This is a genomic window from Ensifer soli (assembly GCF_041928815.1).
In the GTDB taxonomy this organism is placed as follows: domain Bacteria; phylum Pseudomonadota; class Alphaproteobacteria; order Rhizobiales; family Rhizobiaceae; genus JBHFEI01.
Genome location: NZ_JBHFEI010000003.1, coordinates 41260 through 64898, shown reverse-complemented (window position 1 = coordinate 64898; position 23639 = coordinate 41260). Strand labels below are relative to the sequence as shown.

Sequence of the window (23639 nt, the reverse complement as noted above, 5' to 3'; positions counted from 1 at the left end):
GTTCTCCTTGTGTTGTTTAGCGCTTGAGGCCGAGTTCGCCGAGGATCCTGCCGATCCGCTCCTCGGACTGGGCGCGGACGTCGGTGAAGGCGACGGGCTTCGAATGCGGCATCGACCAGATCGGCTGAAGCCCCTGCGCCGCCTTGTCGGCGAGCGCGGCATGCTTGTTGATCCAGCCCTGGAAGAGCGCGCGGTTGTGGTCGCCATAGGCATGGTCGTTGGCGAGCAGGTAGGCGAGGTCGATCGTGTTGGCGAGGTTGCGTTCGTAGTCGGCCTCGGCGGCGGAGATCACCGGCGGCGTGATGAAGTCGTGATTGGCCGCCGCCGCCTGCATCAGGAAGCCGGAGCGGAACAGTTCCCCGACCAGCGGCTCGAAGACGAGGTTGATGGCGAAATACTGTTCGAGATAGTCGGTCGTGCCCATGATGGTCTCGACCGCCTCGCGCGTGCCCTGCCAGATGCCGTCCTCGAGCCAGGTCTTCTTGCCGAGCTCGTCGTCCCAGCCTTGAATGTCCATGCCGATCTCGGCGAGATAGAGCGTGATGTCCTGGGAAAGGCGGAGCTTGTAGGACGAATTCGTCAGCGTCGCATTGTTGATCATCTGGGTGTAGCCGTAGCGCTGCGCCTGCATCAGCGAGGTGCCGAGGCCGAATTCCGCGTGTTTCCAGGCGCCGAGATGGGCCTGCAGCACCTTGCTCCAGACCTTGTCGAAGGTTTTTGGCGCACCGGCGCGCCGCGCGTTGGCGATCACGCTCTGCACCATCGTCTCGATCTTCGACTGGCGCTGGTAATGGGTGCGCTCCCACTCCTGGTCGGGTGCGCGGAAGGCGTGCCAGTTGGAGCTTTTCGCCGCCGTGTTGTCCTTGACATAGGCGCCCTTGCCGTTGGCGAACGAGATGATCCAGTTCTGGATCAGGTAGCGTTCGGGATCCGGCTGGACGTCGACGGTGACGTCCTCGTAATGGGTGGCGCGCTGGCCGCGCGGTTCGAAATAGCGGTATTTCCGGCTGTCGGAATCGGCGAAGATCGCCGCGCCGGCGGCGCCTGAGCCGACCGAACTCGATAGTGCAGGCATGGTCTCACTCCCTTGTTGCCCGTTCCAGTGATGCCGGCGGCAGGCCGCGCGGCTCCGTCCGGCGCCTCTCTCCCGACGCGCCGCAACTCGCTGAATGTTCGTGGAGTCCCTTGAGGGGACGGATGTGTCAGTGGCCCGGCGTGCCGCCGCCGGACGAGGTGGTGAACTTGTCGAAGAAGATGCGTTCGCTCTCGAAACCGTTCATGAACAGAACCGGCTGCAGCGCGTCGATCATCGGCGGCGGGCCGCAGGCATAGACGTCTCCCTCGCCGTCGATGGCGAGCGCCTTCAGCCAGCCGTCGACCCGCTCGTGCACGAAGCCGCGCTCGCCCGTCCAGCCGCTCTCCTCGCCCGCATGCGAGAGCACGGGGATGAAGGTGACCTCCGGATGCCTGTGCGTCAGCGCCGCGATGCGGTCGAGATGGAACAGATCCGCCTCGGTGCGGGCGCCGTAGAAGAAATAGACCGGACGCTGCTCGCCGCTTTCGAGATGGTCGTTGAGGATCGACCAGACCGGCGACATGCCGGAGCCCGCCCCGACCAGCACTAGCGGTCCCTCTCGTCCCTCGCGCCGGAAGCAGGTTCCGTAGGGCCCGACGACGGTGACGGCGGCGCCGATGCGGATTCCGCCGGCATCGAGCTCTCCGGAGAATTTTCCTTCGGGGTATTTCTTGATGATGAAGGAGAGTTTCTGGGTTTCGCCCGGCGAATTTGCCATGGAGAACGAGCGTGTAATCGTCTCCCCTTTTTCCGTGGTGACCGTGATGTCGACATATTGCCCCGCCCAGAACTTCATCGAGGAGCCGAGTTCGATGTCGATGCCCCGGATGTCGTGGGTGAGTTTCTCGATGCCGGTGATGCGTCCCTGGAAGGTCTTCACCGCGATCGACTTCGACAGCACCTCCTCGTCATAGTTGAGAAGCTCGACCTCCATGTCGGAATAGGCGATCGTCCGGCAGAGCAGGATATGACCGGAATCCTTCTCCATGTCGTTGAGCGCGAAGGTCGAATATTTGAGCATGTCGACCTCGCCGTCGAGGAGCACGCATTTGCAGGCGGAACATTGCCCCTCCTTGCAGCCATGCGGCAGCGCGATGCCCTGGCGGAACGCGGCGTTCAGCACCGTCTCCCCGTTCTCGACCTCGAATTCGACGCCGACCGGTTCCAGGCGGACCGTGTGCGCGGCGACCGGCACTTTCTGAGCCTCAGCCATCGTTTTGAAATCTCCCAATCCCGTCCACGTCCCTTCGTCAGGGCCGCGGCCTCTTCCCTGGTGTCGCGGAGGCCGGCAACCGGCCTCCGCGCGCGTCTGACCTTAGTTGCAGGGCTTGATCTGGAAGCCCGCGCGGTACTCGGCGAGGTGCTTCTCCCGGTCGGCCGGCGACATCTCCCGCAGCAGCGTCAGCGGCGAGAGCAGCGTGTGGCCGCGCACGTCGTCGAGCGTCCACATGTCCTTGGCGTCGAAACGCAGGTGCGGCTGCGGCACCAGCGTCTTGCCGTCGGAACGGACGAAGTTCAGGTCCTTGATCGCGTCAGCGAGATCCCAGCCGTGATAGAGGGTCTCCCATTCGCGCTTGCCGGAGAAGCGGCCCATCGCCGGCGTCGGCCGGCCCTGGTACTCGTCGGCAAAGGCCTCGACGGCCGTCCAGCGGTCGAGCTCGTGGGCGAAGGTGTGCAGCTGCCCGTCGATCTCGTCGACCACCATGTCCTCGCGGATGAGGCAGGGAACGAGGCAGCTCCAGCAGCGATGCGGATAGACGTAGCCGGTGTCCTGGTTGAAGGTGATGACGGTCTCGCCCGGACGGCTGAGCTTGTCGTACCACTTCCAGAACTCGCCGAACTGGGCGTACCAGCCCGGATACTTCGCCTCGAACCAGTCGAAATCGGCCTCGCGCTGGGCCTCGATGCGCCAGAAGTTGACCGGCCAGCCGACCGCGAAGAACTGCGCCACCTTGTGGACATAGTGCTTCTTGGTGATCCGGTTCCACGCCTCGTGCACGTCGTCGTGGTGGATCTTGATGCCGTATTTCTCGAGCGGCAGCATGTAGGTGCGGTAGTAGTCCTCGAAGATCCAGCGATGCCACATCTCCGCGTAGGACTCCTTGTTCTTGTCGCGGTTGGTGGTGCCGTATTCGATGAAGGTGCCGATGGCGGCATCGACGATCGCGTGGTTCTGCCAGAAGGCGTAGCGCAGGTCGCGTTCGAGCAGCAGGTGGTTTTCCGGCTCCTTCAGCGCCGCCATCAAGAGCGAGTGGCCGTTGCCGATGTGCCGGCTCTCGTCCGACTGGACCGAGAGGAACACGGTCGGCAGCGCGTAGTCGCCGTTGCGGGCGGCTTCCGAGGGCATGGCGACGAACAGCGTGTTGGTGAAGGCGGTCTCGGCGACGACGGTGAGGTACAGGCAGGCGGACGTCATCACGTCACCGGTGATGAAGCCCTCGCCGAACTGGCGGCCGATCGTCGTGGCGTAGCACTTGCCGAAGGCCTCCTCGGTGATGTCGAAGCCGGCCGGGTCGATGTAGTTCTCCATGTACCACTTCTTCAGGTTCATCTGAATGGTGGAATGGCGGAACTCGTCGACCATCTGCATGGTGAAGCCGGTTCTGAGGTCCTCGCCCGGCGCGATGCGGGCGACCATCGCCATGGAGCGGGCGGCAGAGATTTCCGGGAAGGGGATTATCGCCAGGAACAGCTTCATCCATTCGACCCAGCGCGGCTCGACATTGCGGAACATGTCGCCGCGCAGCGCCGCGTCGAGCGCGCCGTAGACGCGGTTGTCCTTTTCCTCCTGCATCGGGAAATAGGAGCGCAGCACCTGCTTCATCGGGTCGCGCGGCGCCTTGGTGATCTTGTAGTCCGTCGGAAACGTCATCGCTTCCTGGACATAGGTCGGGTTCCAACCGAGGTCGGAGATCTTCTTCGTCGCCTCGCCGACGGAGATGCCGCGCTGCGAGGTAATCTTGTTCAACGTCAAGGACGACATGGGTCATCAGCCTCCACTTGATAAGGATGCCGCGAACCGCCTCGGGTTCCGGCCGGTACGGCGCATGCGGCGCCGCGAGCGAGAGTCGGAACGGCTGGGCAAGGGGCACGCAAAGATCCGCGCCCGAACACCGCAGCGTTCGTGAAATCTCGGCAAAGGTGATGAAGGGGTGCCCGGACTCCTCGACCGGACGACGCATTACCGCTCCCCTTGCCCTTCGTTCTTCTTGCGTCGCTGTGAGCGCGATGACTTTGTGTCACAAGCGATGCAACGGGCGTGCCAGTTTCAATTTCCGCCGTTTTCCACCAAATGACGCGCGGCCAGCCCGGCGAACTGTAACATTTCTTTACGTTCGTAACGGACAGATGTAATGGTGTATCTTCAGGATTTACAGATCTATACATCTCGCAACTGCGAGATAAACAGAAGTAGACACGAATATTTCTGTAAGATACCTTCGTAAATCTCGACTTCGTCAACAGAATAGGGAAGACCCATGCCCGGCACCCATGGAGACAGGCCGCTTCCCGACGGCGGCGCGGCGGACGTGACGACCGCGCTGTCGCGGCTGATGCAGCGCGACCTCGTCTTCGTCATGCGCTTCATCGGCGAGAGCCAGTCGCTGATGCAGGGCCATTTCCAGTCCTTCATCCTCGCCGAGCTGGCGCTGAACGGCATCACCGAGGAGACGCATCCGCTGATCCATGCCTTTGTCGAGCGCCATGCGATCCTGCTGCGCGACTTCGTCTTCTCCGGCGTCGCGCTGTCGCGGCAGTTCCGCGTCGAGGAGATGGAGCGGCTGACGGGCGACACGATGATCCGGGTCGACGTCTGGGACCAGCTGCGCAGCCATGTCGAGATGGCCGAGCGCCAGTTCAGGACCCAGATTCCAACGCTGCCGACCCTGCTCGACGCCTGGAAAACGCCGGATGGTGGGGCCGGGCCATGACGGCCGGAACGTCGCTTTCAGTGGCGCGTCGGGGCCGAGGGCCAGGCGGAGAGGAGGCCGGCGGGGTTTTCGCGCAGCAGCCGGTGTGCCTGCGCCATCACGGCCTCGGCGACCGCCGGATCGAGCGCCGCGAGCGCCTCCTGCGCCGCGAGGGTGGCGGCCGGATCATCGGCGGCTCCGGCGGCGGCGAGCCGCTCCAGGCAGGGATGGCCGGGGTCGAGGCGGTCCTGCGCTGCCCGGTGGAGCGCGGCGAAGAAGGCGGGCCCGAAGCTGTCGAACATGGCATGCCTCCCGTCGCTTTCGCGCGCTTTCCCGCGCACTCCCCTTCAGGAAGGACACAAGCCCGATGAACGGTCAAGACCTGTTCCCCGCCCCGCCCGCGCCCGCCTCCGTCGTCCACCTGCTCGAACGCAGGCTCGCCCTGACGGCGGGCGTTGCCGCGCTGACCGCCCGGATGCAGCGACTGATCCGCGAAACCTCCGGCATCGAGATGGAGGTACTGCGCCTCGAGATCGCGCTCGGCGCCGCGCCCGGCGATGGCGAACTGGCGCGCGAATTGCAGGAGGTTCTGGAAAAGGAAACGGCGCTGCGCTCGGCCCAGCTCGACTGCCTGCAGGAGACGGTCGCGGCCGAGGACGCAATCGCCGAGGTCGACCGGCTGATCGCGGTTTCGAACGGAGGACAGACATGAACCAGCAGACGACGCCCAACCTCACCCTGTTCGACCTGCTTGCGCGCCACTGGAAACGGCCGTCGCCGGTCCGGGAGATCCGCTTCAATGTCGACGACACGCTGCTCGCCGCCCGCGGCGAGGACGGCACCGTCGTCTTCGCCCGCATGGCCGACAACGAGCCGCCCGAGGCGCGAATCGTCACCGAGGGCGGGCAGACCGGGCTGAAGCCGCGCGAAGGCAGGCCGGCGCCGCTGATCATCACCCGCGTCAAGGACGGAAGCGCGATCGCCGCCGATGCCGGCGGTGGCTTCCTCTGCGGCACCGGCGAAGGCCGGCTCGTGCGCCTCAGCCGCGCGGGAGAGACGAGTGAGGCGATGAAGGTCGCGGACCATGCCGTCGCCGCGCTCGAGCGGAATGCGGAAACGGAGCGGATCGTCTTCGTCGCGGGCGACCGGCTGACGCTGCTTTCCGGCGACGGCGAGAGGGTGGAGCTCGATCTTGCCGGAACCGCCACGGACCGGATCGCGCTTTCGCCCGACGGCACGCGGCTGGCGCTCGCTGGCGGGGAGCGGCTGGAAATCCGCGTTGTCGGCAGCGCCATGAGGTCCGTCTTCCGCCTGCCGGTGCCGGCCGCCGTCCTGACGCTTGCCTGGAGCGGCGACGGACGCTGGCTCGCCGCCGGTCTCGAACGCCACGGCCTCTGCCTGGTCGACGCCATTGCCGGGCGACCGGTGCAGATCGAGGATTTTCCAGGCCCCGTCGCCGATCTCTGCTTCGGCGGCGAGGGCGCGTTCATCGCGGCCGGCGCGTACCGCATCGCGGCCTGGTCGATGCAGCCGCCGCCGATCGCCAGCAGCGCCGACGGCTCGTTGCTGACCGGCCGCGCCGGCCTTGCCCTGGTCACGGCGGTTTCGGCGCAACCGGCCGGCCGGCTCGTCGCCGCCGGCTACGCCAACGGCCAGGTCGTCGTCGCGCCCCTCGGCAGCCGCGAGGACCTGATCGTGCGCCCCGCCGGCGCGCCGGTGACGGCGCTCGCCTGGACAGCGGACGGCCGGCATCTCGCGCTCGGCGACGAGGGCGGCACGCTCGCCGTCGTGACCTTTCCCGCCCAGCTCTTCAAATGACATCAAAGGAGGAAACCATGCAGACAGAGCTTACCCCCGAAGACACCAGCAAGGACCTGTTCTTCGAGAAGATCGCCGCGCTTTCCCGCGAGATGGTGGCCGAGCACGGCCGCGATTTCAGCATGGGCGCGCTGGTGCTTGGCGCCCGCTGGATCGCCGAGGGCCGCGCCGATCCGGGCCGCCTCGCCGGCAAGGCACGGGCGAGCTGAGCGTAAACGGTGTCGTCCCGCCGGGAGCACCACTCCCGGCGGGACGGGCACCAGAAGGGCTGTTTCAGCCGGGGCGAAGCTGCTGCGGCGTGCCGTCGCGATAAAGCAGGCAGACCGTCCTCAACAGCGAGGCGAGGTTCGGCATGCCGCCATGCTGCTCGAGCGCCTCGTCGTAGAGCGCCGCGATCAGCTTCGGCGTCGACAGGCCCTCGCGGCTGGCGATGTCCTCGAGCACCTCCCAGAAGGCCCGCTCCAGCCGGATGCTCGTCGAGTGCCCGGCGATGCGCACCGAACGATTGATCTTCATGAAACGCTCCCGGCGCTCCGCCGCCAACATCCTGCACATCATGGTCTCCTCCCTGCCGCCGCGCGGCCCGCTCATGACGACACTCCCCGCCCGGACCCGGACGGAGAGCGATGTCTTCCCTTCCCGACGGCGTGCGCCGAGGGAGGGCGGCCCGTCGCGACGGCCGCCCTCCCTCGGCAGCCGGTTACGGAACAAGCACGGCCCGCCCGTGGATCTTGCCGCTGTTGAGGTCGTGCAGCGCCTTGTTGGCATCGGCCAGCCGGTACTCCACCGTGGTGAGGTTGACGAGGCCGCGATCGGCAAGCGCCATCAGTTCGACGAGTTCGGCCCAGGTGCCGACCAGATTGCCGATGATGTTCTTCTCGGTGATCACCATGTCGACCGTCGGCACGCGGATCTCCTCGCCATAGCCGACGACGTAGTAGCTGCCCATCGGCCGCGTCATCGCCAGTCCCTTCGTCGTCGTGCCCTTCTCGCCGACGAAGTCGATCACGGCCTCGGCGCCCTGGCCGCCGGTCAATTGCAGCACCGCCTCGACCTCGTTGCCGTCCGCCTTGACCAGCCGGTCGGCGCCGATCTTGCCGGCGAGCGCCAGCGAATCGTCCGACGTATCGACGACGATGACGTCCGCGGCGCACATCGCCTTCAGGCACTGGATGCCGATATGGCCGAGCCCGCCGGCGCCGATGACGACGCAGCTTTCGCCGGGCAGCAGGTGGCGCGTCGCCTTCTTGACGGCGCGATACGCGGTCAGCCCGGCATCGGCATAGGGCGCGACCTCCTTCGGCGTCAGCGTCTTCGGCAGCGGCACGATGTTGCGCTCCGAGGTGCAGAGATATTCGGCATAGCCGCCATTGCAGTCGAGGCCGGGAAAGGTGCCCGGCCCGTGCATGTCGAAGCCGCGCCGGCAGGCAAGGCAGGTGCCGCCGGAGATCTTCGGATGGACGATGACGGGGTCGCCGACCTTGATGCCCTCGACCTCCTTGCCGATCGCCTCGACCCAGCCGGCATTCTCGTGGCCCATGATCAGCGGCAGGAGCGACTGGCCGTCCTTGTCCATGTGCGGCCGCCAGACGCCCTCGATGATGTGAAGATCGGTGCGGCAGACACCGGCGCCGCCGATGCGGACGATGACGTCGGTGGATTTGGTGATCTTCGGATCCGGCACATCCTCGTAGGACACCCAGTCGCCCGCCTTCAGATGGTCGTCATACCGTTTCAGAACCTGCGCCTTCATGCTTGCTGTCTCCTCCACTGGCCGGATCGATGCCGGCGACGACGGAAGATCAGCAACCGCCGTGCCAGGCGAAATTATCAAGATACGTCATGAGCTTGACCGGATCAGAGCCCGCCGCGCCGTCCAGCCGCTGGACGCATCGGACGGGCGGACTGTCCAGTTTCTGTCTATTGCCGCGCCGCGGGAGCCGCTGGTATCCTGACGCGGTCGTTGCATGAAGGAGGAGACATGCAGCACCTGTCCGGCATGGACCGCGCCCGCCAGGCGCTCGAGAAGGGCGACCGCTTTCCGGCCGGCGCGCTGCAGCCTATCGTCGCGGAAAGCTGGCTGCGCTGCCGCGACGCGGGGCTCGATCCGCGTGCGGCGCCGGGGGTAAGCGTCATCCCCTTTTCCGACGTCCGGCGGCGGCGCGAGGCCCATGCCGCCGTGCGCCGGCTGGCGATGGCCGAGATGCAGCTCCTGCACGCGCAGATCGCCGGCTCCAATTTCATGATCGCCTTCGCCGATCCCGACGGCGTCGTCCTCGACACGATCAGCGACCAGCATTTCGCCGACAGCGGCGCCGGCCGCGCGATCATTCCCGGCAGCCGGTGGAACGAGAACGAGCGCGGCACCAATGCGCTCGGCCTCGTCGCCACCGCGCGCCGCCCCGTCGCCGTCTACGGGCGGGAGCACTATTTCGTCAGCCACGGGCACCTCAGCTGCATGGCGGCGCCGGTCGTCGGCGCGGACGGCACGGTGCTCGGCCTGCTCGACGCCTCCTGCGCCTTCGAGGCGCGCCAGGAACACACCCACGCCCTCGTCCGCATGGCCGCCGCCCAGATCGAGAACAGCCTCGTCTTCCAGCACTCCTCGCAGAGCTTCGTCTTCGCCTTCCATCCGCGCGCCGAATATCTCGACACGCTCTCGGCCGGGCTGCTCTCGGTCTCGGTCGACGGCGAAGTCACCTCGGTCAACCGGGCGGCGCAGGCGCTTCTCGCCGGCCTGCCCGCCCGCCTCGGCGCCCGCTTCGACGCGCTGTTCGACGCCCGCTTCGGCGCGGCGATGGACGGGCTGATGGGCGGCGGCGTGATCCGCGTCCGCGATCGGGCCGGCAGCGGCGTCTTCATGATCTGCCGCCAGATCGGCCAAAGCCAGGGCGCGCCCTCCCCGAAACCCGCGGCCGCCCCGCCGCCGATGCCGTCGGACGCGGCACCCGATTTCGTCTCGGACGATCCGGCGCTGCGCGGGGCGCTGAAAGACCTCGCCGAAGCGGTGGCGCTCGCCATGCCGGTGCTCGTCACCGGCGAGACCGGCACCGGCAAGGAGCTGATGGCGCGGCACGTCCACCGCCTCAGCCGGCGCAAGGGCGCCTTCGTCGCGGTCAATTGCGGCGCCGTGCCGGAGGACCTCTTCATCGCCGAGCTGTTCGGCCACGAGCGCGGCGCCTTCACCAACGCCCGCAGCGAGGGCGCGCCGGGGCTCGCGCGTGCCGCCCATCTCGGCACGCTGTTTCTCGACGAGGTCGCCGACATTCCGCTTGCCGCGCAGACCGCGCTGCTGCGTTTCCTCGACGGCATGGAGGTCCGCTCCGTCGGCGCCAGCAGGACGGAGCGCGTCGACGTGCAGATCGTCTCGGCGACGAACCGCGACCTCGAGGCGATGGTGGCAGGGCGCGGCTTCCGCGCCGATCTCCTCTACCGGCTGAACGCCTTCACCGTGCGCCTTCCGCCGCTCGGCGCCCGCTCCGACCTTCCGGCGATCGTGCGGACGCTGGTCGAGACCCTGGCGCCGGGAACGCCGGTGACGGACGCGGCGGTCGCGGCCCTGTCCGCCCGCCCCTGGCCGGGCAATATCCGCGAGCTGAAGACCGTGCTGCAGCGGGCGCTGATCCGGAGGCGCGGCGATTTCCTCGACGAGGACTGTTTCGACGCGCGCCCTTCGCAGGCGACGGCGGGCGACTGCTGCGCGGAGTGCGGCGAGCGGCCCCTGAGCCGGGCGAAATGCCAGGAGATCCGCGCCGTCCACCGCCAGACGGGCGGCAACATCTCGCATACGGCCAAGAGGCTGGGACTGTCGCGCACCACCGTCTACAAGCATGTGCGTCCCTGATGACGCCCTGCCGGGCCGGTCGGAAGCATCACCCCACTGCGGCCCGCAGCCGGAACCGTTCTTGCCAAGGCCGGAACATCGGGGATAGGTCTTCCGGATCGCTGCCCAAGGGAGGTCAAACGTGCCGCATCCATCCGAACTCCTGGACGAGGCGAGCCTGCGCATCCTCGATCTGATCCAGGCGGACAGCGAGATCAGCAATGCGGAACTCGCCGAGCGCGTCGGCCTCTCGGCCTCGCCCTGCTGGCGGCGCGTCTCGGAGATGCGGGCGCAAGGGGTGATCCGGGGCGCGGTCGCGCTCGTCGATCCGCTGAGGCTCGGCCTCGCCGTCAATGTCTTCGTCCACGTGACGCTCACGAAGCAGGACCGGGATTCGCTCGACGTCTTCATCAAGGCGGTGCGCGGACGGCCGGAGGTGATGGAATGCTACCTGATGACCGGCGAGGCCGATTTCCTGCTGCGCGTCGTCATCGAGGACCTGATCCGCTACCAGGAACTGATGCTCGATTGCCTGACGCGGATTCCGGGCGTCGCCAACATCCGCTCCAGCTTCGCCCTCGACCAGGTGAAGTACACGACCGCGCTGCCGACGGGGCACCTGCGCCGGATGAAATGATTGACCCGGATGCGGCCCGGATCCGGTCGATCCTGCCGGCGACCGCGCCGGCTCCGGAGATATCCGGCAAGCTTTTCCGCCTCTGCCGGCGTAATCTCGCCGGGCAACGGGAGCGAGGGAGGAGAGCATGACGGAACCGGTGATGGCGCCCGAGGCGCTGGCGCGCCTGCGGGACCTGGAGCGGCAGGTGCTGTGGCACGCCTGCTGGATGATCCACAACGCCAACCACATCCGGGAGAAGGACGATGTGAAGGTCGGCGGCCACCAGGCCTCCTCCGCCTCGCTCGTCTCGATCCTGACGGCGCTCTATTTCCATGTGCTGCGGCCGGAGGACCGCGTCGCGGTCAAGCCGCACGCGGCCCCCGTCTTCCACGCCATCCAGTATCTGATGGGCAACCAGACGCAGGACAAGCTCGAACGCTTTCGCGGCTTCGGCGGCGCGCAGTCCTATCCGAGCCGCACCAAGGACGTCGACGATGTCGACTTCTCCACGGGTTCCGTCGGCCTCGGCGTGGCGATCACCGCCTTCGCCTCGATCGTGCAGGACTACATCGCCGCCAAGTCCTGGTCGAAGGACCGGCCGGCAGGCCGGATGGTGGCGCTGGTCGGCGATGCCGAGCTCGACGAGGGCAATGTCTACGAGTGCCTGCAGGAAGGCTGGAAGCACGACCTGCGCAACACCTGGTGGGTGATCGACTACAATCGCCAGAGCCTCGACGGCGTGGTGCGCGAGGGGCTGTGGCAGCGCATCGAGGGCATCTTCACCGCCTTCGGCTGGGACGTGAAGGTGGTCAAATACGGGGCGCTGCAGCAGGCGGCCTTCCGCGAGCCGGGCGGCGAGGCGCTGCGCCGCTGGATCGACGCCTGCCCGAACCCGCTCTATTCGGCGCTCACTTTCCAGGGCGGCGCGGCCTGGCGCAGGCGACTGACGGACGAGATCGGCGCCGAGCCCGGCGTCGCCGCGCTTCTTTCCGCCCGCAGCGACGACGAACTTTCCGACCTGATGAGCCATCTCGGCGGCCACTGCCTCGAAACCCTCGTCCACGCCTTCCGGAGCGTCGACCACGACCGGCCGACGGTCTTCGTCGCCTATACGGTGAAGGGCTGGGGCACGCCGCTCGCCGGCCACAAGGACAACCATGCCGGCCTGATGACGAAGGCGCAGATGGAAACGTTCCGCGCCCGGATCGGCGTCGCCGAGGGACGGGAATGGGAGCCGTTCTGCGCCGTTCCCGAACCTGGGGCGCTTCGCGATTTCCTCGCCACGGTGCCGTTCTTCGCCCGCGGCACGCGGCGCTTCACCGCCCCTGCCCTTCCCGCTCCGGGACCCGTCTTCCTCGACGACCGCGAGCTTTCGACCCAGGCGGGCTTCGGCAAGATCCTCGACCGGCTCGCCCAGCGCGACGATCCGCTCGCCGGGCGCATCGTCACCATGGCGCCCGATGTCACCGTCTCGACCAATCTCGGACCCTGGGTCAACCGGCGCGGGCTCTTCTCGCGCGACCGCCGCGCCGACACGTTCCGCGACGAGCGGGTGCCCTCGGCGCAGAAATGGGAGTTCGGCCCGGCCGGCCAGCACATCGAGCTCGGCATCGCCGAGATGAACCTCTTCCTGCTGCTCGGCGCCGCCGGCCTCTCCCATGCGCTCTTCGGCGAGCGGCTGCTGCCGGTCGGCACGGTCTACGATCCCTTCGTCGCCCGCGGCCTCGATGCGCTGAACTACGCCTGCTACCAGGATTCCCGCTTCATGATCGTCGGCACGCCCTCGGGGGTGACGCTGGCGCCGGAAGGCGGCGCGCACCAGTCGATCGGCTCGCCGCTGATCGGGATCAGCCAGGACGGGCTCGCGAGCTTCGAACCGGCCTTCCTCGACGAGCTCTCGGTCATCGTCGACTGGGCCTTCGACTATATGCAGCGCGACGGTGCGGCAACCCATGACGCGCGCACCTGGCTGCGCGACCAGACCGGCGGCTCGGTCTATCTGCGGCTGACGACGCGCCCGCTCGAGCAGGTGGCGCTGCGCCGCGAGGACCCGGCCTTCCGCCAGGGCGTCATCGACGGCGCCTACTGGCTGCGTCCGCCCTCGCCGCGCAGCCGCGTCGTCGTCGCCTATCAGGGCGTCGTGGCGCCGGCGGCGCTCGCCGCGGCCGGGCGTCTCGCCGGCCGTCACGGCGACGTCGCAGTACTCGCGATCACCTCCGCCGACCGGCTGAACGCGGGATGGACCGCCGCGCAGCGGGCCCGCAGGCACGGCAGCCGCCAGGCGATCAGCCATGTCGAACAGCTCCTTGCCGGCCTGTCGCGCGCGGCGGGCATCGTCACGGTCATCGACGGCCACCCGGCAACACTCGGCTGGCTCGGCGCCGTCGGCGGCCACAGGACGGTCTCGCTCGGCGTCGAGCATTTCGGCCAGACCGGCACGGTCGCCGACCTCCACGCCCATTTCGGCATCGATGCCGAGGCGATCGTCGAGGCGGCCGAGGTGCTGGACGCGCAGGGTGCCGGCTGAGCAGCCGCACGACGACGATCCGCCCATAGGGCAGCGGCGGTCAGTCCGCCGTCGCCTTCAGCTTGTCGATGACCGCGGCGCAGGCCTCCGTCCAGGCCTGCGGCACGTCCCGCCCGCGCAACACGTCAAGGCCCCGCTCGGTGATGCCGCCCGGCGTGACCAGTTCCTCGAGCAGCCGTTCCATGCCCTCCGGCTTCTCGGCGATCAACCGCCCGGCGCCGGAAAAGGTCAGCGCCACCAGGCGCCGCGCGGTTTCGGGATCGAGCCCCTCGGCCGCCTGCCAGTTGGCGGCAAGCCGGATCAGCTCCTGCGCCCAGCCGTAGATCGCGGCGCTGACGGTGGCGATCTCGAAGTCGGCTTCGGCCTTGAGCGGGATCACCGGCCCGAGCGGATCGAGCAGGATGCGGGCTTCAGCGATGTCGGGAAACGCGGTCGTCGGGCTCGCGCCGACCTCGCAGGCCGTGACCGGCATGATGCGCATCACCCGCGCGCGAAGGGCGGCCTTCTCCAGAACGGCGATCGGGACGCCGGCGCAGGCCGAGACGATCAGGTGGCGCTCCCGCCAGGGCAGGCCGGCAACGGCTCCCGCCGCATGGGCCGGCCGGACGGCGAGCAGCACGATGTCCGAGCTTTCGACCAGCGCATGGTTGTCTGCGGCCAGCGGGATCATGTATTCAGCGGACAGCCTGGCCGCCTGCCCGCGCGGGGACAAAAGCAGGCCCGCGGGCGGATGGCCGCTGGCGATCAGCCTGCGAAGGATGGAATGCGCCAGATGACCGACGCCGAGAATTCCGATAATCATGGTTTCCCTTTCCGCTGCCCCGCCGAGCCTCCCGCGGCGACGGGCGGCATGCTGCCGTTTCGAGGTTTTGTGGAATGACGATCGAGAAGACGAAGCCGGCGCGCAAGCCGGCGACCGCCGCGAGCGCGAAGACGGACAAGGCGCCGAAACCCGCCAAGGACCCGCGCCGCAGCGCCGACAGCAGCGAGAAGGCCTATGCGATCATCCGCAAGCAGCTGGTCGAATTCCAGCTGAAGCCCGACGAGAGGATCAACGAGGTGCAGCTCGCACGCTCGCTCGGCCTGTCGCGCACGCCGATCCGCGAGGCGCTGAACCGGCTGGCGAGCGAGGGCTTCGTCGCGCTGACGCCGAACCGCGGCTTCTTCTTCCGCGCGCTCGACATCGACGACCTGCTCGATCTCTACGAACTGCGCTCGATCATCGAATGCGCCGCCTTCACGCTGATGTGCGAGCGCGGGACGGATGCGGACCTCGACAGGCTGAACACCTACTGGCAGGCGGCGAGCATCCGCTACCGCGAACGCGACCCGGACGAGATCCTGCAGCTCGACGAGGGGTTTCACCTGCTGATCGCCGAGCTCTCCGGCAATCCGGAGATCCGCAACCAGCTGGCGACGATCAACGCCCGCATCCGCTTCATCCGCCGCATCCAGATCCAGCATGTCAGTCACGACCAGGACCAGGTGACCGCCCATTCGCGCATCGTCGACGCCGCGCTCGCGCGCGATGCCGGCAAGGGGGTGGAGCTGTTGAAATCCCACATCGTCATGACCGTCTCGGCCACCAAGCGCGCGCTCAAGGATGCCCTCCTGAAGGTCTATGTCGGCGATGCGGAAGGGCGCCGCCGCGGCCGCGAGGCCGGCGAAAGCTGACCCCGGCGCCAATCTACAAATTTGAATGCATTAATGTCGACACTTTTCTTGACGTCGCCGCCGATGTCTGGTGTGATGCCCCTCGTCGGTCGCAGGGAGCGGGTTCCCGACAGGTCCGATGGCGGCTTGCCGCGCATCCATGACGACGCCTCGCCAGCACGGGCCGGAGCGAAACAAGATAAGGGGAATGACGATGAAATACCTGATTGCCGCCCTTCTGGGCACCACCATGCTCGCCTCGCAGGTCCAGGCGGAGGAAATCACCGTCGGCATCGCCGGCCCCATCTCCGGCCCCCAGGCCTTCTTCGGCACCACCTGGCACAACGGCTTCAAGCTCTATGTCGACAAGCTGAACGAGGCCGGCGGCGTCAACGGCGTCACGATCAAGTACAACCAGCAGGACGATAAGGCCGACCCGCGCGAAGGCACGCTCGTCGCGCAGAAGTTCTGCGACGACGACGACGTCGTCATCACCGTCGTCAACTTCAATTCCGGCGTCGCCCAGTCGACCCTGCCGATCTACGAGGAATGCTCGCTGCCGAACATGACCTTCGGCTCGAACCCGGCGCTGACGCAGCAGGGCTACAAGTTCATGGTCCGCCCGGTCGCCAACGATCTCGCCGGCGCCCTGCTTCCGGCCGAATACGCGCTGAAGGAGCTCGGCGCCAAGACCGCCGTCATCGTCAACGACAAGCAGGTCTTCGGCCAGGGCATCTCCGAGATCTTCGGCAAGAATTTCCAGGAAGGCGGCGGCAAGGTGCTGAACACCTTCGCGGTGGCGCCGACCGACGTCGATTTCACCGCCGTGCTGGCCCAGATCAAGACGCTGAAGCCCGACGCGATCTATCTCGGCGCCGTCATGCCGCAGCTCGCCCTCTTCGCCAAGCAGATGCACGAGCAGGGCGTCACCGCGACGCTGATGGTTCCGGACGGCGGCTACACGCCCGAGCTGATCGACCAGGCCGGCGAGGCCAATATCCAGGGCACGCTCGTCGCCATCCAGGTCCCGCCGATGGACGCGTCGCCGGCGATCGCCGAATTCGCCAAGCTCTACAAGGAGAAGTATGGCGAGGAGGCCGGCCCCTACTCGATCTACGGCTACACCCAGGGCCAGATCCTCGAACAGGTGCTGAAGACGACCAAGGGCCTGTCGCGCGAGGAGATGAACGACGCGCTGCATGCCGTGAAGGTCTCGACCGCCGTCGGCGAGCTCGAATTCGACGAGATCGGCGAGCTGAAGGTTGCCCCCTCCTACCTCTACAAGGTCGAAGGCAAGAACTTCGTCCTCATCGGCCAGAAGTAAACGCACCGGCCGGCCGGCAGGGCCGTTGCCAACGAGGCCGCGCCGTCGCATCATCGACGGTGCGTCCTCGGGCAGTGCCGGCAAGGCCAGAGCCGGTCGTTTCGAGGTTTTCGGCGCCAGAGACGAACGGGCCCGCGCGGTCGCATGTGACGGATCGAGAGTGTCGGCTGCGGCCGGCGCCGCCCGGCATGCCGCGCCCGAGCCTCCCCCGTCGTCGCACATCAAGCGGGGCTCCCCATGCTAGGAACCATCGTCCAGCAGACGTTCAACGCGCTGACGATCGGCGCGATCTATGCGCTGATCGCGCTCGGCTACACCATGGTCTACGGCGTGCTGCGCATGATCAATTTCGCCCATGGCGAAATGTTCATGCTCGGCGCCTATGCCGCCTTCGTCCTGCTCGTCCTCATGCTGCCGGACATCGGCGCGGCCGGCGCCTTCGCGCTCACCGTCGCCTTCTTCGGCGCGGTGCTCGCCGTCGGGGCGATCGGCGTCGGCATCGAGCGTCTGGCCTACAAGCCGCTGCGCAGCTCGACGCGGCTCGCCCCGATGCTGAGCTCGCTCGGCGTGTCGCTGTCGCTGGTCACCGGCGTGCAGATCGCCGCCGGGCCGCAGCCGCGCGTCTTCCCGAGCTTCTTTCCCGTCCAGCGCTACGAGATCCTCGGCGGCACGGTGACCTCGGTGCAGATCGGCATCCTCGTCGCCTCCTTCCTGCTGATGGGGGGCCTGCATCTCTTCGTCAACCGCTCGCGCCTCGGCATCGTCGTGCGCGCCGTGTCGGAAAGCCGGCCGACGGCGCAGCTCCTCGGCATCAACGTCAATGCCTCGATCAGCCTGATCTTCTTCCTCGGGCCCGTGCTCGGAGCCGCCGGCGGCATCCTCTATTCGAGCTATTACGGCATCATGACCCCGAGCATGGGCGCAGTGGTCGGCCTCAAGGCCTTCACCGCCGCCATCCTCGGCGGTATCGGCTCGATCCCCGGCGCGATGCTCGGCGCCTTCATCCTCGCCTTCGTCGAGGTCGGCGGCACGGCGCTGCTGCCGATCCTCTCGGGCGGCGCCATCGGCACCGAATACCGCGACGTGCTCGCCTTCGCCATCCTCATCCTCGTGCTGCTCTTCCGCCCCGCCGGCCTGCTCGGCGAGCCGGTCTCGGAAGAAAGCATGGTCTACAAGAGGGAATTCTGATGGCCGCATCCGCCACGCGCCCGCCCCTGCCGCGCTGGGCCGCATTCCTGATCATCGCCGCGGCGGTCGTGCTCCTCGTCGCGACCCCCTTCCTGCCGAACTACTACATCCGCGTCGTCAACGGCCTCCTGATCTACATCCTGCTTGGCATCGGGCTCAACATCGTCATCGGCTATGCCGGTCTCCTCGATCTCGGCTTCGTCGCCTTCTACGCGGTCGGCGCCTATACCTACGGGTTGCTGGCGAGCGGCCAGTTCGACATCCACCTGCCGCTGCTCCTGATCCTGCCGATCGCCGCCTTCATGGGCGCGATCGTCGGCATCCTGCTCGGGCTTCCGGTGCTGAGGCTCCGGGGCGACTATCTCGCCATCGTCACGCTCGGCTTCGGCGAGATCATCCGCATCGTGATGAACAATATGGACTGGCTGACCAACGGTCCGCAGGGCATCGCCCGGCTCGACCGGGCCGACATCCTCGGCATCCCGGTCGCAAAGCCCTCCGAGATCTTCTTCCTGCTCGTCTTCACCGTGGTGCTGACCGCCATCATCGTCTGGCGGATGGAGAAGTCGATCCTCGGCAAGGCCTGGGCGGCGATCCGCGAGGACCAGGACGCGGCGCGCGGCGTCGGCATCAACACGACCAACGCCAAGCTCGCGGCCTTCGCCACCAGCGCCACGATCGGCTCGATCGCCGGCGTCATCTTCGCCGCCTCGCAGCGTTTCGTCAGCCCCGAAAGCTTCACCCTGCAGGAATCGGTGCTGATCGTTCTCCTGATCGTCGTCGGCGGCATCGGCAACATCCTCGGCATCGTCGCCGGCGCCACCATCCTGATCATCCTGCCGGAGGTGCTGCGCGAATTCGCCGAGTGGCGCATCCTCTTCCTCGGCCTGCTGATGGTCGTGCTGATCATCATCCGCCCGGGCGGCCTCGTGCCGCGCGGCTTCGGCCCGGAAAAACTGTTCGGAGCGCTGTTCCGCCGATGACCCTCGTTTTCGACCATCTTCGCAAGCAGTATGGCAGCAACGTCGCCATCGACGACGTCTCCGTCACCTTCGAGCCGGGGCTGATCCACGGCATCATCGGCCCGAACGGAGCCGGCAAGTCGACGCTGATCAACATGACCGCCGGGTCCTACACGGTCTCGGCGGGGAGGATCGTGCTCGACGGCAAACAGGTCAGCGGGCTGAAAAAGCACGAGATCGCCAATTCCGGCATTGCCCGCACCTACCAGAACATCCGCCTCTTCGACCAGATGACGGCGCTCGAGAACCTCGAGGTCTGCTTCTATCCCGAGGATGCCGGGCGCTCGGTCAAGGAGGTGCTCTGGCCGCCCTATGCGCGGGCGCGCAGCAAGGAGCGCCGGCGGATCTGCATGGAGAAGCTCGCCTTCTTCGACCTTCAGGGCTGGCGCGACGAGGATGCCGGCAACCTGCCCTACGGCCGCCAGCGCATGCTGGAAATCGCCCGTGCTCTCGTGCGTGATCCGCGCGTCCTGCTGCTCGACGAGCCGGCCGCCGGCCTCAACCATCTGGAGACGGCGGAACTGACCGCAAAACTTTCGGCGCTGAAGGCGCCGGACCGGATCATGATCATCGTCGAGCACGACATGGATCTGGTGATGACGCTCTGCGACCGCATCGTCGTCATGCATCACGGCAAGCTGCTCTTTCAGGGAACGCCGGCCGAGGTGCAGGCAAGCGCCGACGTCCAACACGCCTATCTGGGGACAGCCAATGACATCGACGAGATCAAATCCGCTGCTGAGGATCGACGGCTTAAGCTCGGGCTACGGGCGCATCGGGGTGCTTCATGACGTCTCCGTCGCGGTCCATCCGAACGAGATCGTCGTCATCCTCGGGCCAAACGGCGCCGGCAAGACGACGCTGCTGAACTCGATCTCGGGCGTGGCGCGGGCAAGCGCCGGCACGATCACCTTCGACGGCGAGGACATCACCGGCGCACGGCCCGAATCGGTGGTGCGCAAGGGGCTTGCCCACTGCCCGGAAGGCCGGCAGATCTTCCAGCGGCTCTCGGTCGAGGAGAACCTTGTCGCCGCCCATATCGGGCGGGGCACGAAGAGCTTCGAGGCACTGCGCGAGGACGCCTTCACGCTCTTCCCGATCCTCAAGGAACGGCGCAATTCCTCGGCAAGCCGCATGTCGGGCGGCCAGCAGCAGATGCTGGCGATCGCCCGCGCCCTGATGGCCGAGCCGAAGCTGCTAATGCTCGACGAACCCTCGCTCGGCCTTGCGCCGAAGATCGTGCACCAGATCTTCCGCATCATCCTCGACCTGTCTCAGACAGGCATCGCCATCCTGCTCGTCGAGCAGAACGTCCAGCTCGCGCTCGAATGCGGCGACCACGCCTACCTGCTCAACACCGGCCGGGTGAAGCTCGCGGGCAACGCACAGGAGATCGCCTCGCACAGCGCGCTCGGCGACCTCTATCTCGGCCATGTCACGGAAGACAGCTTGCATGTTTGAGATCGACTGGAAGACGCCGCATCTCTGGCGCAAGACGGCGCCGTCGGGCGCCGGCCATCCGGCGCTGAAGGAGGACGTCACCGCCGACATCGTCGTCGCCGGCGGCGGCTTCACCGGTCTCTCGACGGCGATCGCCGCCGCCTCGACCGGCCTGAAGGTCGTGCTGCTCGAGGGCAACGAAATCGGCTCGGCAGCATCAGGCCGCAACAACGGCCTCGTCATCTCGCATCATTCGAAGGCTTCGCCCTCGGAGATCGAGGCGGCCTATGGCAAGACGATCGGCGAGCGCTATAACGGCCTCGTCTCGACCGCCGCCGGCACCGCCTTCGGCCTGATGGAGAAATACCAGATCGACGGGCACCAGGTCAGGAACGGCTGGATCCAGCCGGCCCATTCCGAGCAGGCCGCCGCCCGCGTGCGAAAATTCCATGACGAGTGGCGCGCCTTCGGCCATGACGTCGAATGGTTTGACGGGGCGGAGGTCTCGCGCCGCATCGGCAGCCGCTATGTCGGTGGCTGGATGGCGAAGGACAGCGGCCACATCAACCCTTACGCCACCGTCTGCGGCTTCGCCGCCGCCGCCGCCGGCGAAGGTGTCGCCATCTACGAGAATTCGCGCGTCGAGGCGATCGAGCCCGATGGCAAGGGCTGGCGGCTGAAGACGGCGCAAGGCTCGGTGCGCGCCGACCAGGTCGTGCTCGCCACCAATGCGCTGACCGGCAAATTCTGGCCGAAGCTTGAACAGGCGATCATCCCGATGCAGGTGTTCCAGGCGGCGACCGCGCCGGTGCCGCCGGAATTGCGGAGCAAGATCCTGATCGACAACCCCGCCGTCTCCGACACCCGGCGTGACATCCGCGCCTTCCATTACGACCGCGATTTCCGCATCGTCACCGGCGGCACCCACACGCTCTGGCACAATGCCAAGGCGCGCGGCCTCGCCAAGGCGCAGAAGATGCTCGCCGACGCATTCCCGATGCTGGGGCCGGAGCCGAAGGTCGACGAATACTGGGAAGGTGTGTTCGGCGCCGTGCCGGACCGGAAACCCCGGCTGATGCGCCTCGCCCCCGGCGTCGTCTTCGCCGGCATCTATTCCGGGCGCGGCGTCGCGCTCTCGCTGACGCTCGGCCAGAAGGTCGGCCTCTGGGCCGCCGGCAAGCTTGAGGATGCCGACATGCCGCTGCCGGTGACGGACCTGAAGCTGGTGCCGATGCATCCCGTCGCCGTGCAGGTCGCGCGTCACATCCATCCCTGGCACCGGATCAAGGACCGGTTTTCCTGAGGGCGCTTTCCTGGCCACAATGACAGGCTGCGCGGCCGCTTGGCGGCGCAGGCCATCCGGGATTTCGAGGCCGAGTGCCTGTCGATCGTCGATCGCATGGAGGCCGGCGAGGATATCCGGCCGGTGATCACCCGCGATGGCGTTCCGAGAGCCTATGTCCAGCCCGCGGCATCCGCCGACATGGGAAAACCGGACCCGCCACCGACCGGCGGAGGGTCCGGGGCCCGATCACTGGTTCTGCTTCAGCATCGTCTCGGCCGAGATGAAGCCCCAGGTGAGGTTGGGGCCGAGCGTCGTGCCGGCGCCGAGCGCGCGGGTACCGATCGGATTGGCCATGGCGAGGCCGGCGGCGTAGAGGCCGGCGATGATGCTCCCGTCCTCGCGCAGCACCTGGCCGCGCTCGTTGGTGCGCGCGCCGCCCTTGGTGCCGAGGAAGGAACGGTTGAGCGACAGCGCCACGAAGGGTCCCTTTTCGATGCGGCCGAGCTTGTTCTTGGCGCCATGCGCCTTGTAGTCCTCCCAGCCGCCCTCGCCGCGGCGGAAATCCTCGTCGCGGCCCTTGTCGCAGAAGCCGTTGAACCGGTCGACGGTGGCGCGCAGCGCCGCCGGATCGAGGCCGATCTTCCGCGCCAGTCCCTCGATCGTCGCGTCGCGCACGATCCATTTGCGGTCGTAGGCCGCATACCAGCGGAAGGGCAGCGAACGGGTGAGGAAGCGTTTGTCGCCGACCAGCCAGACCGGCAGGTGCAGCGGCGCGCCGGTCGCCGGGTTGCGGCGGTCCATCGCCTCACCGATGTTGAAGTCGTTTTCGCTGACGAAGCGTTTCGCCGTGCGGTCGACGACGATCGAATGCGGCTCGGCCTGGAAGGTCATCGGCAGGCCGTGCAACTGTCCTTCGTAGCGGGTCGGCATGCAGGGATAGACGTTCGCCTGGTCCATCCGGTCGAGCTTGGCGCCGATCTTCCCGGCCATGATCTGCCCGTCGCCCTCGTTGGTGCGCGGGCTGCCGATGCGGTCCATCGGGCCGGGAAAATGCCGCTCGCGCAGCGCCTTGTTCCATTCGAAGCCGCCGGTGGCGAGCAGCACGCCGCGCCCGGCCGCGATCGTCTTCCTGACGCCCTCGTGCTCGACGACCGCGCCGGTGACGCGGCCGGTGTCGTCCTGCGTCAGGTCGAGCGCGCGGGCGTTCAGAAGGAAGCGCACCCCGGCATCCATCGCGCCGCGGATGAGCCCGGTCATCAGCGCCGTGCCCTGCCCGCCGCTGTTGGTGAGGAAGCGCCAGGCAAGCTTGTGCAGGACCTTGAGGCCCGCCGCCACCGGATGGTGATAGGGGTCGAGATCGACCATTTCCTGATAGGTGAAGATGTGCGCGAGCGTCGAGCGGCGGATGTTGTGCGTATACTTGCCGAGCAGCCGGCGGCTCAGCGGCTTCGGCGAGACCATGCGGCCCTTCATCTTGCCGCCCGGCTTTTCCGCAATCGGGTCCGGCTCGTTGACGAGGGCGAATTCGAGCGGCGTCGACTGCTCGATGAATTCCAGCGCGCGCGGCGCGGCTTCCGAGAAGGACTGCCACAGCGCATCCTCGTCCTTCGCCCAGCCCTCGGGAGAGGCGGCGCGCAGATAGGTCAGCGCCTCCTCGCGGCTGTCGGAAATACCGGCCGCCTTCGCGACATGGTTGGCCGGGATCCAGACGCCGGCGCCCGACATGGCGCTGGTGCCGCCGAGGAGACCGGTCTTTTCCACGACGAGCACGTCGAGACCGCCCTTGCGCGCCCGGAGCGCCGCCGACATCGCGGCGGAACCGGAACCGATCACAAGCACGTCGCAGGTCAGGTTGACTTCGCTCATCGAGAACACCGTGGAATGGAGAGGGCCGATGCACCGGTTGGCGGGCCCGCGTTGGCCGGAAGACAGGACGGAGTATGGGACAAGATTC

General features: G+C 67.4%; 22 protein-coding genes. 14 read left to right on the top strand and 8 right to left on the bottom strand.

Features of this window, described 5'->3' with window-relative positions:
- Nucleotides 1–16: 16 nt before the first annotated feature.
- From ACEVQ6_RS05255 to ACEVQ6_RS05245, 3 genes are all read right to left on the bottom strand, one after another.
- The gene (locus ACEVQ6_RS05255) at nucleotides 17–1075 is read right to left on the bottom strand and encodes an aromatic/alkene monooxygenase hydroxylase subunit beta (RefSeq protein WP_374887874.1); all 1059 of its coding nucleotides are present in this window, start codon (nucleotides 1073–1075) and stop codon (nucleotides 17–19) included.
- Between the two features lie 127 nt (nucleotides 1076–1202).
- A complete protein-coding gene (locus ACEVQ6_RS05250) occupies nucleotides 1203–2288 on the bottom strand; it encodes an NADH:ubiquinone reductase (Na(+)-transporting) subunit F (RefSeq protein WP_374887872.1) in 1086 nt (361 codons plus the stop codon).
- A 102-nt stretch (nucleotides 2289–2390) separates the two neighbouring features.
- Entirely contained in the window at nucleotides 2391–4058 is a 1668-nt protein-coding gene (locus ACEVQ6_RS05245; protein WP_374887871.1) for an aromatic/alkene/methane monooxygenase hydroxylase/oxygenase subunit alpha, read from the bottom strand.
- 496 nt (nucleotides 4059–4554) lie between these two features.
- Between ACEVQ6_RS05245 and ACEVQ6_RS05240 the strand changes: the two genes are divergently transcribed.
- Nucleotides 4555–5007, top strand: a complete 453-nt coding sequence (locus ACEVQ6_RS05240; RefSeq protein WP_374887870.1) for a hypothetical protein — start codon at nucleotides 4555–4557, stop codon at nucleotides 5005–5007.
- 17 nt (nucleotides 5008–5024) lie between these two features.
- Here ACEVQ6_RS05240 and ACEVQ6_RS05235 read toward each other — a convergent pair whose 3' ends face one another.
- Nucleotides 5025–5288, bottom strand: a complete 264-nt coding sequence (locus tag ACEVQ6_RS05235) for a hypothetical protein (protein WP_374887869.1) — start codon at nucleotides 5286–5288, stop codon at nucleotides 5025–5027.
- A 65-nt stretch (nucleotides 5289–5353) separates the two neighbouring features.
- Here ACEVQ6_RS05235 and ACEVQ6_RS05230 point away from each other — a divergent pair, with 65 nt between their 5' ends.
- From ACEVQ6_RS05230 to ACEVQ6_RS05220, 3 genes are read left to right on the top strand one after another with little or no spacing between them, the layout of a single operon-like run.
- Nucleotides 5354–5698 carry a hypothetical protein gene (locus ACEVQ6_RS05230; RefSeq protein ID WP_374887868.1) on the top strand — a complete coding sequence of 115 codons (345 nt, stop codon included), beginning with the start codon at nucleotides 5354–5356 and terminating at the stop codon, nucleotides 5696–5698.
- Nucleotides 5695–6804, top strand: coding sequence for a WD40 repeat domain-containing protein (locus tag ACEVQ6_RS05225; RefSeq protein ID WP_374887867.1), 1110 nt, complete (start codon nucleotides 5695–5697; stop codon nucleotides 6802–6804). The genes ACEVQ6_RS05230 and ACEVQ6_RS05225 overlap by 4 nt, the downstream gene beginning before the upstream one ends.
- A gap of 17 nt (nucleotides 6805–6821) precedes the next feature.
- The gene (locus tag ACEVQ6_RS05220; RefSeq protein ID WP_374887866.1) at nucleotides 6822–7013 is read left to right on the top strand and encodes a hypothetical protein; all 192 of its coding nucleotides are present in this window, start codon (nucleotides 6822–6824) and stop codon (nucleotides 7011–7013) included.
- A 64-nt stretch (nucleotides 7014–7077) separates the two neighbouring features.
- On the opposite strand, the gene ACEVQ6_RS05215 is transcribed toward ACEVQ6_RS05220, so the two are convergent.
- A complete protein-coding gene (locus ACEVQ6_RS05215; protein ID WP_374887865.1) occupies nucleotides 7078–7320 on the bottom strand; it encodes a ribbon-helix-helix domain-containing protein in 243 nt (80 codons plus the stop codon).
- 184 nt (nucleotides 7321–7504) lie between these two features.
- Nucleotides 7505–8557 (bottom strand): NAD(P)-dependent alcohol dehydrogenase, encoded by a 1053-nt coding sequence (locus tag ACEVQ6_RS05210; RefSeq protein ID WP_374887864.1) that lies wholly within the window; start codon nucleotides 8555–8557, stop codon nucleotides 7505–7507.
- A gap of 228 nt (nucleotides 8558–8785) precedes the next feature.
- Here ACEVQ6_RS05210 and ACEVQ6_RS05205 point away from each other — a divergent pair, with 228 nt between their 5' ends.
- From ACEVQ6_RS05205 to ACEVQ6_RS05195, 3 genes are all read left to right on the top strand, one after another.
- Nucleotides 8786–10648: a sigma-54-dependent Fis family transcriptional regulator gene (locus ACEVQ6_RS05205; RefSeq protein WP_374887863.1), complete on the top strand. Its 1863-nt coding sequence runs from the start codon at nucleotides 8786–8788 to the stop codon at nucleotides 10646–10648.
- 121 nt (nucleotides 10649–10769) lie between these two features.
- Nucleotides 10770–11264 carry an Lrp/AsnC family transcriptional regulator gene (locus ACEVQ6_RS05200; RefSeq protein ID WP_374887862.1) on the top strand — a complete coding sequence of 165 codons (495 nt, stop codon included), beginning with the start codon at nucleotides 10770–10772 and terminating at the stop codon, nucleotides 11262–11264.
- Between the two features lie 127 nt (nucleotides 11265–11391).
- On the top strand, nucleotides 11392–13773 hold the full coding sequence (locus ACEVQ6_RS05195) for a transketolase (protein WP_374887861.1): 2382 nt from the start codon (nucleotides 11392–11394) through the stop codon (nucleotides 13771–13773).
- Nucleotides 13774–13813: 40 nt separating this feature from the next.
- Here the strand turns inward: ACEVQ6_RS05195 and ACEVQ6_RS05190 are convergent, their stop codons facing one another.
- Complete coding sequence (locus ACEVQ6_RS05190) at nucleotides 13814–14575, bottom strand: pyrroline-5-carboxylate reductase family protein (protein WP_374887860.1); 762 nt, start codon at nucleotides 14573–14575, stop codon at nucleotides 13814–13816.
- A 74-nt stretch (nucleotides 14576–14649) separates the two neighbouring features.
- Between ACEVQ6_RS05190 and ACEVQ6_RS05185 the strand changes: the two genes are divergently transcribed.
- The 7 genes from ACEVQ6_RS05185 to ACEVQ6_RS05155 all read left to right on the top strand — a co-directional run bounded on the left by ACEVQ6_RS05185 (nucleotide 14650) and on the right by ACEVQ6_RS05155 (nucleotide 21703).
- Nucleotides 14650–15447, top strand: a complete 798-nt coding sequence (locus tag ACEVQ6_RS05185) for a GntR family transcriptional regulator (protein ID WP_374887859.1) — start codon at nucleotides 14650–14652, stop codon at nucleotides 15445–15447.
- Between the two features lie 187 nt (nucleotides 15448–15634).
- The gene (locus tag ACEVQ6_RS05180; protein ID WP_374887858.1) at nucleotides 15635–16750 is read left to right on the top strand and encodes a branched-chain amino acid ABC transporter substrate-binding protein; all 1116 of its coding nucleotides are present in this window, start codon (nucleotides 15635–15637) and stop codon (nucleotides 16748–16750) included.
- A gap of 237 nt (nucleotides 16751–16987) precedes the next feature.
- Nucleotides 16988–17938, top strand: a complete 951-nt coding sequence (locus ACEVQ6_RS05175) for a branched-chain amino acid ABC transporter permease (protein WP_374887856.1) — start codon at nucleotides 16988–16990, stop codon at nucleotides 17936–17938.
- Nucleotides 17938–18921, top strand: a complete 984-nt coding sequence (locus tag ACEVQ6_RS05170; RefSeq protein ID WP_374887855.1) for an ABC transporter permease subunit — start codon at nucleotides 17938–17940, stop codon at nucleotides 18919–18921. The genes ACEVQ6_RS05175 and ACEVQ6_RS05170 overlap by 1 nt, the downstream gene beginning before the upstream one ends.
- Nucleotides 18918–19751 carry an ABC transporter ATP-binding protein gene (locus tag ACEVQ6_RS05165; RefSeq protein WP_374887854.1) on the top strand — a complete coding sequence of 278 codons (834 nt, stop codon included), beginning with the start codon at nucleotides 18918–18920 and terminating at the stop codon, nucleotides 19749–19751. The genes ACEVQ6_RS05170 and ACEVQ6_RS05165 overlap by 4 nt, the downstream gene beginning before the upstream one ends.
- Complete coding sequence (locus tag ACEVQ6_RS05160) at nucleotides 19672–20421, top strand: ABC transporter ATP-binding protein (protein ID WP_374887853.1); 750 nt, start codon at nucleotides 19672–19674, stop codon at nucleotides 20419–20421. Before ACEVQ6_RS05165 ends, ACEVQ6_RS05160 begins: the two co-directional genes overlap by 80 nt.
- Nucleotides 20414–21703 carry an NAD(P)/FAD-dependent oxidoreductase gene (locus ACEVQ6_RS05155; protein WP_374887852.1) on the top strand — a complete coding sequence of 430 codons (1290 nt, stop codon included), beginning with the start codon at nucleotides 20414–20416 and terminating at the stop codon, nucleotides 21701–21703. The genes ACEVQ6_RS05160 and ACEVQ6_RS05155 overlap by 8 nt, the downstream gene beginning before the upstream one ends.
- 228 nt (nucleotides 21704–21931) lie before the next feature.
- Here ACEVQ6_RS05155 and ACEVQ6_RS05150 read toward each other — a convergent pair whose 3' ends face one another.
- A complete protein-coding gene (locus tag ACEVQ6_RS05150; protein WP_374887851.1) occupies nucleotides 21932–23551 on the bottom strand; it encodes an FAD-dependent oxidoreductase in 1620 nt (539 codons plus the stop codon).
- Between the last annotated feature and the right edge of the window lie 88 nt (nucleotides 23552–23639).

Excerpts from the sequence above, each read along its gene's own strand:
- ACEVQ6_RS05255 (WP_374887874.1), bottom strand. The coding sequence starts at position 1,075 with ATGCCTGCACTATCGAGTTCGGTCGGCTCAGGCGCCGCCGGCGCGGCG.
- ACEVQ6_RS05250 (WP_374887872.1), bottom strand. The coding sequence starts at position 2,288 with ATGGCTGAGGCTCAGAAAGTGCCGGTCGCCGCGCACACGGTCCGCCTG.
- ACEVQ6_RS05245 (WP_374887871.1), bottom strand. The coding sequence starts at position 4,058 with ATGTCGTCCTTGACGTTGAACAAGATTACCTCGCAGCGCGGCATCTCC.
- ACEVQ6_RS05240 (WP_374887870.1), top strand. The coding sequence starts at position 4,555 with ATGCCCGGCACCCATGGAGACAGGCCGCTTCCCGACGGCGGCGCGGCG.
- ACEVQ6_RS05235 (WP_374887869.1), bottom strand. The coding sequence starts at position 5,288 with ATGTTCGACAGCTTCGGGCCCGCCTTCTTCGCCGCGCTCCACCGGGCA.
- ACEVQ6_RS05230 (WP_374887868.1), top strand. The coding sequence starts at position 5,354 with ATGAACGGTCAAGACCTGTTCCCCGCCCCGCCCGCGCCCGCCTCCGTC.
- ACEVQ6_RS05225 (WP_374887867.1), top strand. The coding sequence starts at position 5,695 with ATGAACCAGCAGACGACGCCCAACCTCACCCTGTTCGACCTGCTTGCG.
- ACEVQ6_RS05220 (WP_374887866.1), top strand. The coding sequence starts at position 6,822 with ATGCAGACAGAGCTTACCCCCGAAGACACCAGCAAGGACCTGTTCTTC.
- ACEVQ6_RS05215 (WP_374887865.1), bottom strand. The coding sequence starts at position 7,320 with ATGAAGATCAATCGTTCGGTGCGCATCGCCGGGCACTCGACGAGCATC.
- ACEVQ6_RS05210 (WP_374887864.1), bottom strand. The coding sequence starts at position 8,557 with ATGAAGGCGCAGGTTCTGAAACGGTATGACGACCATCTGAAGGCGGGC.
- ACEVQ6_RS05205 (WP_374887863.1), top strand. The coding sequence starts at position 8,786 with ATGCAGCACCTGTCCGGCATGGACCGCGCCCGCCAGGCGCTCGAGAAG.
- ACEVQ6_RS05195 (WP_374887861.1), top strand. The coding sequence starts at position 11,392 with ATGACGGAACCGGTGATGGCGCCCGAGGCGCTGGCGCGCCTGCGGGAC.
- ACEVQ6_RS05190 (WP_374887860.1), bottom strand. The coding sequence starts at position 14,575 with ATGATTATCGGAATTCTCGGCGTCGGTCATCTGGCGCATTCCATCCTT.
- ACEVQ6_RS05185 (WP_374887859.1), top strand. The coding sequence starts at position 14,650 with ATGACGATCGAGAAGACGAAGCCGGCGCGCAAGCCGGCGACCGCCGCG.
- ACEVQ6_RS05180 (WP_374887858.1), top strand. The coding sequence starts at position 15,635 with ATGACGATGAAATACCTGATTGCCGCCCTTCTGGGCACCACCATGCTC.
- ACEVQ6_RS05175 (WP_374887856.1), top strand. The coding sequence starts at position 16,988 with ATGCTAGGAACCATCGTCCAGCAGACGTTCAACGCGCTGACGATCGGC.
- ACEVQ6_RS05170 (WP_374887855.1), top strand. The coding sequence starts at position 17,938 with ATGGCCGCATCCGCCACGCGCCCGCCCCTGCCGCGCTGGGCCGCATTC.
- ACEVQ6_RS05165 (WP_374887854.1), top strand. The coding sequence starts at position 18,918 with ATGACCCTCGTTTTCGACCATCTTCGCAAGCAGTATGGCAGCAACGTC.
- ACEVQ6_RS05160 (WP_374887853.1), top strand. The coding sequence starts at position 19,672 with ATGACATCGACGAGATCAAATCCGCTGCTGAGGATCGACGGCTTAAGC.
- ACEVQ6_RS05155 (WP_374887852.1), top strand. The coding sequence starts at position 20,414 with ATGTTTGAGATCGACTGGAAGACGCCGCATCTCTGGCGCAAGACGGCG.
- ACEVQ6_RS05150 (WP_374887851.1), bottom strand. The coding sequence starts at position 23,551 with ATGAGCGAAGTCAACCTGACCTGCGACGTGCTTGTGATCGGTTCCGGT.